Raw genomic sequence first — 9,080 nt, forward strand, 5'->3', positions numbered from 1 at the left:
CGACGCGCTCGCCAGCAGCACCTTCTCGCCAATCGCCGAGATCGTCTGCGGCCCCTTGTGCAGCAGCACCTCCAGCACGGCGAAGTCGCTCAGCCCCAACCCTTGCTCCGCCAGCCGCCCTTCGATGTAGCCCACAATCGACCGGTGCGCCTTGGCCAACACCATCCAGAGCCGCGGCGCCGTGATCTGCCCCTGTGCCTTCATCTCAACTCCTACGACATCAGATAACTCGACATCGAAATAAGATTCAAAACCATTAGGGAACCTCTGACTAGGTCTTCGCTTTGAAGGGGCGTGGCTTCGGCCACGCCATCACATCCCTCAATGCAATCGGGCTTTAGAGGGTGCTGAAAAAGTCAGTTTTGCTTAAGGGCACGGCTTCAGCCGTGCCGCAAGTACCGCAAAATCAACGCGGCTTTAGCCGCTGAGGTACGCTTTCTTCCCGGCGAGACACTTTTTCAGCATCCTCTTTAGCCCCTGAGGGAATCTTCGCGGACCTGATCAGACCTTCCTTAGAACCGTTCTCTCTCTCGTGCAGGGCTCTTTGTTTGTCACTCCCGAAGGGAATCTGCGTTTTGCTTCAAATGCCACCGTTCCATCTGAAGGAGAACCACTTTACGCCTCATCCTTCTTCATAGGCTTCCGCGCAAAATAGTAAAGCGAGTACGCCAGCAAACCGAACATCACCACGCTCACCCAATCGTGATAAAGCGGGTTATGGTCGCTGAACCGCGGCAGATTCTTCTCCGTCGCAGCCTCATACAGCTTGATGCAGACGCCGATCAGCCCCACAATTCCGCCCGCCGCAATCAACCCCGACGCATACAGGTTCCCCGGACTAATCTCCGACTCCTCAGCCACCTCATCAGGATCCCGACCCTTCGCCGCCATGCGATCAACCATCCACCGCACCGCACCGCCTATAAAAATCGCCAGCGTCGTAGCAATACTCAGATAAGCCCCCACAGCCAGCGTCAGCGACCGAATCCCCAGCAGCTCCACCGCAATCACCAGCGCCACCCCCAGCAGCACCAGCGCCCACGGCAGCTTCCTGCTCAGGATGCCGTTGATAACCGTCGCCATCAGTCGTCCCTGCGGAGCCGCGGCCTTTTCGCTGCCAATCCCCTGGTTCCACTGGATCTCAATCGCGTGCGTCGCCGGGTTATAGAGATACTTCCCATCCGCCAGCACCGACGACCCAATCGCATTCAGCACCACATACTTGTGCGCATCGGCCACCACCTGCTTCGTCGCATTGTCCTGATCGCTCGACGAAAGCTCGAAGTGGTCGCGCTTGAAGAACCCCTTGCTCTGAACGCCGTCCGGCAGATGCTCCAGCTCCAGCGTCATCGGCGCGGGCATCCGCAAAAACTCCTCCAGCCCCTTGTTCATCGCATTCAGCGTCGCGCCCACCGAGAAGATCGAGACAATCACCCCAACCATAATCGCAAGCTGCTGCTTCCACGGAGTCGCGCCAATCAGATAGCCCGTCTTCAAGTCCTGCGACGTATCGCCCGCGTTTGAAGCCGCAATGCACACCACGCCGCCAATCGTAATCGCCAACGCGCCAAACGCCGGGGCCGTCCAGCCTTTCACCAGAAAGATGGCTGCCGTCGCCATCAGCGTCGCAATCGTCATCCCCGACACAGGCGAAGCCGAACTCCCTACAATCCCCACAATCCGCGAGCTGACCGTCACAAACAGAAACCCGAACACCACCACCAGTACCGCGGCCATAAAGTTGGCCAGCGCCGTCACCTGCGCTCCCGGAACCGGCTTGAACTCCAGAAACAGGAACATCAGCACCACCAGCAGCACCGACCCGCCCAGCACCACCGACGGCGGCAAGTCATGCTCCACCCGCGAAGGCTGCTCCCTCCGGGCAGCATTTTTCTTCCCGATGTTGTGCAGCCCCTGCGTCAGTGCGCCAAAGATCGTCGGTGCCGTGCGCAGTACCGTAATCAGCCCCGCCGCCGCAACCGCACCCGCACCCATCGGCCGCACGTATGTACTCCACATATCCGAAGGCGACATATCCTTTATCGGCACCGTCCCCGGATACAGCGGTGTCGCAAGATGCGATCCGAAGAAGTAAATCGCCGGCATCAGCACCAGCCACGAGAACACGCCGCCCGCCAGCATAATCGCCGACACGCGCAGACCGATAATGTATCCCACCCCCAGATACTCCGACGTGCAATCCGCACGAATGGCCGAGCCCTTCATCAGGTGTTGCTCGCCGTAGTTGGGCTCGTAGTTCGGCTGGCTGGGCCACAGGCGGAATAGGTTGTCGTTCTGAAACATCGTATACAGCCCGCCCAGGCCGAGCCCCAGAAATACGCGCGACGCAAACGACCCGCCGCGCTCGCCAGCCATCAGCACATCCGCACAGGCCGTTCCCTCGGGATACGCCAGGTTCTCGTGCTCCTCCACAATTAACTGCCGCCTCAGCGGAATCATGAACAGCACGCCCAGCCATCCGCCCAGCAGCGCCAGCGCAAAGATACGCACCGACTCCAGATCGAACCCCAGAAAAATCAGCGCAGGCAGTGTAAAGATCACCCCGGAAGCAATCGACTGCCCCGCATTGCCCGTACTCTGGACGATGTTGTTCTCCAGAATGCTCGACCGTCCAAACGCCCGCAAAATCGAGATCGAAAGCACCGAGATCGGAATCGACGCTGCCACCGTCAACCCCGCCCGCAGCCCGACATACACCGTCACCGCGCCAAACAGCACGCCAAAGATCGACCCCAGAATCAGCGCCCGGGCAGTCAGCTCCGGTCGCGTCTCGGTCGCAGGAATAAAGGGCTTAAAGATGGTCGTTGCCATGCAGCAGTCACTCTCGCGGTTAGATCAGGCAGTTTCAGCGCCCAACGGAGTGTACCAGCGCAGAAGGAGACTGAAAAACTCTCTGCTCTCGCCTTTCGCCTCTCCCGCCGCAGCACCTCCCAAAGCACGTCATCTCGACCCAGACAGAACGTGTTTGCCATCCCACAAAGCACGTCATCTCGACCGGAGGCGGCGTTTTTTGCCGCCGGAGTGGAGAGATCCCCGCATTCCCCACCTCACCAATGCACACCGCTCTCACACCGTCTCTTTAGAAGGGCGCTGCAAAAGTCTCTGTGGTGGCTTTTAGGATGAGCGCGGGGCTTCAGAGGGTGCTGAAAAAGTCCGTTTTGCTTAAGGGCACGGCTTCAGCCGTGCCGCAAATACCGCAAAATCAGCGCGGCTTTAGCCGCTGAGGTACGCCTTTCTCTTCGCCAATGACTTTTTCAGCACCCTCTTCAGCCCCACGAAAAAGCCAGCAAATACAAGGGCCTTTCTCGCACAACTCACCAACGCATCTCTTCACCCCCTTCGCCCCTCAAACCGGTCATTGACGCACCCCACCGCCAAAGGACTATACTGACGGCAAATGGTATGGGTTTCCATGCCGCCGCGCGAGGTGAGTCTTCAGCCATTGCTTGAATGACAATGCGCTTGGGAGTGTTACCGGGGGGCCACCCGGCATAGCATCTCGTCTGTTTCAAAGGCCTGAACGGGTGGTTCGGGCCATGTTCGACGATCTGGTAACTACTTTCTATCCATCCGATTGCAGAACATGCGAAGGCCCATTGCTTCGGGCCGGATCAGTCCCGGTCTGTGATGACTGCCTCAACGGAATCCCACAGCAATCCGCAACCCTGTGCACACACTGCGGAGAAGCACTCGACATGGAAGGCGTCCGGTACGCGGGCCAGTATCCAGCCGAGGGGCTGCTGTGCTCCCCCTGCCGAATGGCCCCGCCAGAGTTCGAACACGCCGCAGCCTACGCAACCTATGAAAACGAAGTCCGCGAGATGATCCATCTGCTCAAATACGAGCGGATGCGGTCGCTCGCCCAGCCACTCGGCGCCATGCTCGCCCGCACCATCGAAACACTCGAAGCCGAAGCAGGCCAGAACCTGCTGGTCGTCGCCGTTCCGCTGTTCCGCGCCAAAGAGCGCGAGCGTGGCTACAACCAGACCGTGCTGCTGGCCGAAGCAGCCTTGGCGGAGCTGAAGCGCACCCGCCCGGCATGGAAGCTGACCGCCGCGCACGACGCACTTCGCCGCGTCAAAGACACGCGCAGCCAGTTCTCCCTCACGCCCAAAGGGCGACGCAGAAATCTACAGGGAGCCTTCGCCGCCGGAGCCGTCGGCGTAACCGGTCGCAAAGTCCTGCTGGTGGACGACATCTACACCACCGGGGCCACCGCGCGAGCCTGCACACGAGTGCTCCGCCGGGCCGGAGCGGAAAAAGTTTGGGTCGCCACCGTAACGCGGGCGCAGCCGGAGACGGTCGCGCTCTGGGGGTCGAACATTAGCTGAAACCGGAGGGTTCACCGATGCAATCGGGCAAGCTGAGAAAGCAGGGGCACAACGCGAAACGTCACATCGGACACGGCGCAGGCCGCGCGCTCGCCGAGCCCGACATTCGCGCAGGCGTCTTCCGCCAGCCCGCCATGCAGACCCCGGTCCTCGTCCTCAACGCCTCCTACGAGCCCATCAACATCTGCGGAGCGCGCCGCGCCCTCGTCCTCGTCCTCAAAGGCGTCGCCCGCACCGAAGAGGAGCAGGGCACCGAGCTGCACGCCGCGCGCATGAGGATCGCCATGCCCAGCGTCATCCGCCTGCTCGAGTACCGCCGCATCCCTCACCAGACCCGCGCGCTCTCCCGCAAAAACATCCTGCTCCGCGACCGCAACGCCTGCCAGTACTGCAACGTCGTCCTCACGGCCAGCGAACTCACCCTCGACCACGTCGTTCCCCGCTCCCGCGGCGGCCTCTCCACATGGGAGAACCTTGTCGCCTGCTGCCACGAGTGCAACCGCCGCAAAGGCAACCAGCTCCTCCACGAGCTGACCGACATGCGCCTCCAGCGCGAGCCGCGCCCCTTCACGCTCCACACCTCGCGCCACATCATGCGCATGATCGGAAGCGCCGACGCCGCCTGGCGCAAATACCTCTACTTCGAAACCGAACCCGCCGCCTGAACCCACCCTCCCACAGTCTGTTTTTGCATCCCATTCACGCAGCCATTGACATTTCCATTCACGCAGCCATTGACATTTCCATTCCGCAGCGCAGCGGAGGAATCTGCTTTCCGCACTCACCCCAAAAGCACGTCATCTCGACCGGAGGCGGCGCATTCTGCCGCCGCAGTGGAGAGACCCCGCATTCCCCCTTTGCCAGCAACTCAACCTCCGCGCATTTTGCGAAGAGCGAGAACATAAACCGCTCACACCACCACGCACAACCAGCCACAACGAAAGCGTTGTGGCTGGTCGAAAAGCAAAGAACAGCACCACCGTTTAGAACAGGAGCTTCAACCCAAGTTGCAGGTTGCGCGAGCTGTCCGTCTTCCCAGTGACTCTCCCGAAGGTACCGGAGGTCGGGTTCAGGTCTGGACCAGACCAGTTGGGATGGTTGATGAAGTTATAGGCTTCCGCATTGAACTCAAAGCCCGCCTTTTCATTGATGGGGAACTTCTTTTTCATAGCGAGGTTCCAGTTCTGGAAACCAGGTTGATAGATCGAGTCACGAACTCCCTTCTGCAGGTTGAACGTCGCGCCAGGTTTCGTGAATATCTGTGATCCATCCGGATTCGTGGTCGTGAAATACTGACCAGTTTGCCCAGGGTACCCCGAAAACGTCTTCGAAATATGCGGCTTTCCATTCATCAAATAGAACTGGCCTTCAGATCCGCAACCGAAGCTGCCGGTCCCGCCTACGCCAACGGAGTCGTTCTTGGTTCCGATGCCGCAAGGCGCTCCCGTCTGGAACTGAGTGCTGCCGCTCAACTGCCAGCCGCCGAGTATCTTGCCTGCAAGCTCATTCTGGTTGCGGAAGAACGGCAGAGCATACAGGTAGTTGATGACGATCATGTGGCGCGCGTCATATTCCGACGGCCCCCACAAATTCGTCGTGTTGTACGTATAGGGAACGATGTCGCGGTAGTTCGAGCTGTCGTCCATGCTCTTCGACCACGTATAGCTCACGCCGAACATCAGGCTGTTCGTAAAGCGCCGGTCCCACGTAACCTGAAGTGAGTTGTATTTGGCAGCGCCGTTGCTCTGCTCCTGCTGGACAGCAGCATAGCCCCGGTACGGCCGGATATAGTTCACGTTATATTTGGTGGTTGCATTCGCCTGAGCCACGGCGAGCGTGGGCTGGTTGATGTCGTACACCCGCCAGTTATGCGTGCCCCGCGCCCCGACGTAGGCAATCGAGACCGTCGAGCTCAGCGGCAGCTCGCGCTGGACCGAGATGTTCCAGTTCCAACGTACCGGGGCCTTCAGGTTCTTGTTCAGCGTTGTCACCGTCAAGGCAGGAGCGACGCTCGAGTTCAGCGACGCGCCCGGATTGTCCACCATTCCTGTCAGGTTGCCCGCCACCGCCGCCACCGTCACAAACGGCTGGAACGGAGGATTGCCGCCGGGGAAGATGTTGTCCAGCAGACCCATGCGCGTCGCAAACTCACCCACGCCCGCGCGGAACACCGTCTTCGAGTCCGCCTGATACGCAATACCCAGACGCGGTTGCACCGTGTTCTCCACGTTGACGTAGCCCTTGTTCAGATTCGGAGCGAACAACCCGTTGCACGATCCTCCGTCGCACGCATTCGAGTTTGCTCCCGCGCCAATCACCCCATGCTTTGCAGCCGAACTCGGGAACTGGCTGAAGCCCGGGATCACCATGCCTTCATACGGATTGCCCGTCCCCAGGATCACGAAACCCGTCTTCGAATCCACCTGCGGCGCCTTCGTGATGTCATACGAGGCCGGGTCGAAGTACACCGAGTTACCCCACGACGGCTTGTACGGCGTAATTGAAGTAAACCGCAGACCGTAGTCGACATGGAACTTCGGCGTCACCTTCCACGAGTCCTGTAGAAAGAACTCATACTCCTGACCGCTCCACACCGTGTAAGCCTTCGGTCCAATCTCGGTATAGCTGTCTGCCAGACCGAGCGCAAGGTTAGCCAGGCCGACACCCGTTGTGCCGACCAGGTTTGGGCGGTTGTCGGTGAACACAAAAGAACCGTTCTGATTGTTAGCGCCGCCCGGCACCGTGGCGACATTGATCTGGTCGAAGTCGTTCTCTCCTTGATAGTTGATGTACATACCGCCCTTGACCGTATGGTTGCCCCAGACCTTGGTCAAGCTGTCCGAGAGCGTATAGATCGGTCCCTGAGAGTGCGAAGGATACGGTCCGCCTGCCAGACCGTAGAAGTTAGGAATGGTAACGGTAGGAATCTTGTTCGGCTCCAGTTTTCCGGCTGGAAATAGATACGGATAGTTAATCCCGAGCGTGTCGCGGTGGAAGCCCGCCAGCGACTCGTTGACAGGAATGTACACGCGGTCAATGCTCACCGTCCCGCGCAGCTCATTAATCAAAGTAGGCGTAACCGTCCACGTCCAACCCAGCACATTTGTCTGGTTGGGCCGATTGAAATACTTGCCGGTCAAGCCGGACCCCTGATCGAACGGCTGATACTCCAGGTAAGTCGCATCCTGACGTCTGTACTCGAAGCGATTGCGGTCATTCAGCACAAAATCGACATTGATCACTTCCTTGCGCTGGTTCGTCGGGTGTGCAGCCTGGGCAATCCAGTTATTCGTGCCATCCTGGAAGCCTGGAGTCGGTTTCGGATAGGCGTTCATAATCGCAAGGCCGTTCGAGCTCAGGCCGGACGTAATTTTGTTGCCGGGATATGCGACGCAGCCCACCGCCCCGGCAGACGAACAAGTCGAAGGCTCGTAGATCGGAGTGGCGTGATTAATAGGATCGCCTTTGTACCAGGGGTTCGCGCTCAGCAGCTCGCTGAAGTCGCCCGTGCGCATCCTCAGCGTAGGCACTGCCTGCTTCGCGGTTTCAGTGAAGCGATACCGAATCCAGTCCTCGTTCACAAACCAGAACAGCTTGTTGCGCAGCGGGTCCATCGCGTGGACGCCCGGAATCCATACCGGCCCGCCCACCGCGAAGCCAAAGTTGTTATAGCGGAATGGCGAAGCACCCTTCGTCGTGGCGCTCTTATTGCGCGTCCACGTGTTCGCGTTCATCGCCGAGTTTCTCAGGTACTCGTACATCGACCCATGAAAGTCCCTGGTTCCGCTCTTCGTCACCAGCCGTATCTGGCCGCCCGACGCATTCCCATACTCAGCCTGATAGTCCGCAGTCAGCACCTGCATCTCTTCGGTCGCGTCCACGCTGGCCACGCCAATCAGCGCACCGCTGCCTCGCGTCCTCACCGCCGGGGCGCCGTCAAACGTCACCAGTGTGTCCTGCGTGCGCGCGCCGTTGATCTGGAACGGAACACCGCCGCCAACGGCAAAGTTGAAGTCGCCCAGGGTCGAGCTGCTCCGCAGCCCCGGCAGCAACGCTCCCATATAGATCGGATTGCGCCCGTTCAGCTCCTGGTCGGAGATCTGCCGCCCAGTCACCTCGTTCTGCACCGAACCGGACTCGGTCTGGAGCACCGACGCCGTCGCCGTCACCTCCACCGTTTCGGTCGCCGCGCCCACCGCCAGGGCAGCGTCCAGCGAAAGTGTCGTGCTCGCGCTCAGCTTGTTATGGGTACTGGTGTACTTCTTGAAGCCCTTGGACTCGGCCGTCATCGCGTAGACCGCCGGACGCAGGTTCGTCACCGTATAGTGCCCGTCGGTGTCCGACATGACCGTATGTTTTTCACCGGTCGCTTCGTTGACGATCGTCACCTGCGCGCCCGGAACCACAGCCCCGGACTGATCGCGTACAAAACCGGTAATCGTGCCTACGTCGGACTGGGCGAATGCAGATGTCGCAAGAAATGCCCAGACCATCAACGTGGCACACAGGAAACTTAGCGTCGCTTTCGTGGTTCGATGCATGGCTGCTCCTTTTGAATGAAACCTGAGAAACGATCCCGTCACCATAGGAAACGCTTGGGGAACTTTTGAGAAATGTATGATTGCGCTCCCACATCGCCCCTTCTGTGTACTCGTTCCAACAGGCATTGTCAACATATTTCTCGATTTTCATCAGAAAGTAACCGCTTCCGTTGACTGACCCGCCATG

General features: G+C 59.5%; 5 protein-coding genes. 2 read left to right on the forward strand and 3 right to left on the reverse strand.

The window, feature by feature from the left end; genetic code table 11:
* Positions 1-204: winged helix DNA-binding protein (locus VFU66_RS13020; protein ID WP_524536969.1), on the reverse strand; the 204-nt coding region annotated here is incomplete at its 3' end.
* A gap of 411 nt (positions 205-615) precedes the next feature.
* Positions 616-2,832: an OPT family oligopeptide transporter gene (locus tag VFU66_RS13025; protein WP_326446696.1), complete on the reverse strand. Its 2,217-nt coding sequence runs from the start codon at positions 2,830-2,832 to the stop codon at positions 616-618.
* Between the two features lie 884 nt (positions 2,833-3,716).
* Between VFU66_RS13025 and VFU66_RS13030 the strand changes: the two genes are divergently transcribed.
* Together VFU66_RS13030 and VFU66_RS13035 are read left to right on the forward strand one after the other, a co-directional pair.
* Positions 3,717-4,352, forward strand: coding sequence for a ComF family protein (locus VFU66_RS13030; protein ID WP_326446697.1), 636 nt, complete (start codon positions 3,717-3,719; stop codon positions 4,350-4,352).
* Positions 4,353-4,369: 17 nt separating this feature from the next.
* Positions 4,370-5,017 (forward strand): HNH endonuclease, encoded by a 648-nt coding sequence (locus VFU66_RS13035; protein WP_326446698.1) that lies wholly within the window; start codon positions 4,370-4,372, stop codon positions 5,015-5,017.
* A gap of 318 nt (positions 5,018-5,335) precedes the next feature.
* Here the strand turns inward: VFU66_RS13035 and VFU66_RS13040 are convergent, their stop codons facing one another.
* Positions 5,336-8,893, reverse strand: coding sequence for a TonB-dependent receptor (locus VFU66_RS13040; RefSeq protein WP_326446699.1), 3,558 nt, complete (start codon positions 8,891-8,893; stop codon positions 5,336-5,338).
* Between the last annotated feature and the right edge of the window lie 187 nt (positions 8,894-9,080).

It is taken from the genome of Edaphobacter sp., from assembly GCF_035763405.1.
GTDB lineage: Bacteria > Acidobacteriota > Terriglobia > Terriglobales > Acidobacteriaceae > Edaphobacter.